Source organism: Streptomyces sp. NTH33, assembly GCF_003236365.1.
Taxonomy (GTDB): domain Bacteria; phylum Actinomycetota; class Actinomycetes; order Streptomycetales; family Streptomycetaceae; genus Streptomyces.
In genome coordinates this window covers 1-2,570 of sequence record NZ_POTZ01000700.1, presented here as the reverse complement: position 1 = coordinate 2,570, position 2,570 = coordinate 1, and the positions used below count along the sequence as shown (strand labels likewise).

Genomic DNA, 2,570 nt, shown 5'->3' with positions numbered 1-2,570 from the left:
CCGGCCAGGCCGTCCGGCCAGCGCGGGGCCCCCCGCTCACCGGGCAGGACGGGCTGCGGCTCCACGCCGAGCTTCTCCATGGCGCGGCGGGCGCAGGCGCGCACACCGGCGAACTCGCGCCGGCGCTTGTCGACCGCCCGAGCCACCACCACCCGCTCCTCGGGGTACAGCGGGGCATGGTCGGTCCCGTCGTCGCCGTACGCCTCCACGGCCACCACCGAGTCCGGGAGCAGTTCCTCGATCATCGGGCCTGGACCTCCGGGGGGAGTATGCGGCGCAGCCTGCCCGGCGGTTCCGGGCGCCTGCGCCACTCGCGGGGATATCCCACGGACACCTCCTCGAAGCGGACGCCCTCGTGCCAGGTGGTCCGCGGGATGTGCAGGTGGCCATAGACCATGGCGGTCACGCGGAAGCGGCGGTGCCAGTCGGCGGTGCGCCGGGTCCCGCACCACATGGCGAACTCGGGGTACCACAGGACGTCCGTCGGGTGCCGGTGGAGCGGGTAGTGGTTGACGAGCACGGTCGGCAGGCCGGCGGGGAGTGCGGTGAGCCGGCGCTCGGTCTCGGCGACCCGGGCCGCGCACCAGGCCTCGCGGCTCGGGTACGGGTCGGGGTGCAGCAGGTACTCGTCGCTGCAGACGACGCCGGTGCCGTGCGCGTAGGCCAGTCCCTCGTCCTTGGTCGCGCAGCCGGCCGGCAGGAAGGAGTAGTCGTACAGCAGGAACAGCGGCGCCACGGCCACCGGTCCGCCCGGTCCGTCCCAGACCGGGTAGGGATCCTCGGGCGTCGTCACGCCCAGTTCGCGGCACAGCTCGACCAAGTGCTCGTAGCGGGCGACGCCGCGCAGGGTGACGGCGTCACGCGGGTGGGTCCACAGCTCGTGGTTGCCGGGGGCCCAGATCACCTTGCGGAAGCTGCTCGTCAGGGTCTTCAGGGCCCAGCGGATGTCGGCGACGGTCTCGGCGACGTCCCCGGCCACGAGCAGCCAGTCGTCGTCCGTCGCGGGTGCCATCCGCTCGACCAGGGCGCGGTTCTCGCTGTAGCCGATGTGCAGGTCACTGACGGCCAGCAGCTGCCCGGTACCGTCGGCCTTCCCCGTCACCTCGCGCCCCCTCGTCCCCGGTCGCCCACACGACGGGCACCACAAGAACACACCGGGCGGTGACGGGACAAGGGCGACCCGCGTCGGCCGGGGTCCGGGCGTGGGTACGGGATGGGCCGAGCCGGGACATCCGCGTGGCGTTCCCTGGCCGAAGAAGGTCGTATGATCGCCCCAACACCGCCGCCGGAACTCCCTTTCACGCAGAGCGGCTTGGTGTCCCTCCCTCCCCCTTGGCCGGGCTCGGCCGGCTCCGCCCTGCCCGCGACCCCGAAAGGCGGCCTGCATGCTTCCTCGCGTACGCGTCTGGCTCAACCGCACGTACGCGGAGAACGTGTTCTTCATGGATCAGCTGCGGAGGAATCCCGGCCACCGGGCCGTCGAGATCCATGCCACGCACGGCGACCCCGACTCCCCCGTCCTGGCCGCCGCCGACACCGCCGAGCTGGAGCCCGAGGGGCTGTTTCCGGCCGCGTACGTCGAGTACGCGCTCGACCAGTGCGCGCGGCGCGGCATCGACGTGTTCGTGCCCCGGCTGCATCAGGCCGAGATCGTGGCGCACCGTGCCGACTTCGCGGCGCTCGGCACCGCGCTGCTCGCGCCGACGCCCGAGGCGGTGGCCGTCTTCGCGGACAAGGCGACGGCGTACGAGGCGGTCCGGTCGATCGGCGTGCCGGTACCGCCGTGGTGGCGGGTGCGCACGGCCGGTGAACTCCTTTCCGCTGTGGAGGAGTTGGAGACGGCAGGGCACCTGGTCTGTTTCAAGCCGGCGTCCGGTGCGGGCGGGGTGGGCTTCCGCGTCATCACCCGCGCGCCCTTCTCGCTCACGCATCTGAGCGGATTCCCGGGCCCTCGGGTCCCACTGGATCTGGTCCTGCGGGCGCTGGAGCAGGCGGAGGAGCCGGTCGACTGGCTGGTGATGCCGCGCCTGGAGCGGCCGGAGGTGTCGGTCGACTGTCTGACCGGGCCGGACAACCGGATCCGGTTGGCCGTGGGTCGTACGAAGAGCGGCCGCCGCCGCGGTTTCACGCTGCACGAGCAGTGGCTGGAGCCGGCCCGGCGGATCGCGGAGGGCTTCGGACTGCACCACCTGTCCAACATCCAGTTCCGCATGTACGGCGACCGCCCGGTGCTGCTGGACGTCAACACGCGCCCGGCGGGCGGCCTGCACCAGCTGTCGCTGTGCGGGATCAACGCGCCCTGGGCGGCGGTGCTGCTGGCGCTCGGCGAGGACCCGGGCGAGGTGACGCCGCCCTTCCTCGGACAGGACTACACCGTGGTGTCCGCGCCCCGTGCGCTACGGCCGGTGTCGCTTCCCCGGCAGCGGACCGAGGCCCTGCCCCACGCGAAGGCGGGGGCGACATCGCGTTGAAGACCCCGGATTTTTTCTGAGAGTTTTTTTCCGCCCGGGGTGTATCAGGGCCCGGAGCATCGACTCTCAAGTGTGGGGGCCACGGGGGAACCACGGGGG

The 2,570-nt window shown here is 72.5% G+C and carries 2 protein-coding genes and 1 pseudogene; 1 reads left to right on the top strand and 2 read right to left on the bottom strand.

From position 1 onward, the window contains the following. Both C1I97_RS35165 and C1I97_RS35160 read right to left on the bottom strand, forming a co-directional pair. A pseudogene (locus C1I97_RS35165) lies at nucleotides 1-245 on the bottom strand (4'-phosphopantetheinyl transferase); the annotation flags it as partial. After that, nucleotides 242-1,102, bottom strand: a complete 861-nt coding sequence (locus tag C1I97_RS35160) for a metallophosphoesterase family protein (protein ID WP_111007015.1) — start codon at nucleotides 1,100-1,102, stop codon at nucleotides 242-244. The pseudogene C1I97_RS35165 and the gene C1I97_RS35160, both read right to left, overlap by 4 nt. A 283-nt stretch (nucleotides 1,103-1,385) precedes the next feature. Between C1I97_RS35160 and C1I97_RS35155 the strand changes: the two genes are divergently transcribed. Continuing rightward, on the top strand, nucleotides 1,386-2,471 hold the full coding sequence (locus C1I97_RS35155) for an ATP-grasp domain-containing protein (RefSeq protein ID WP_111007014.1): 1,086 nt from the start codon (nucleotides 1,386-1,388) through the stop codon (nucleotides 2,469-2,471). Nucleotides 2,472-2,570: the final 99 nt, after the last annotated feature.

What these genes read in the sequence shown, in the direction of transcription:
- C1I97_RS35155 (WP_111007014.1), top strand. Translation starts at nt 1,386, where the DNA reads ATGCTTCCTCGCGTACGCGTCTGGCTCAACCGCACGTACGCGGAGAAC.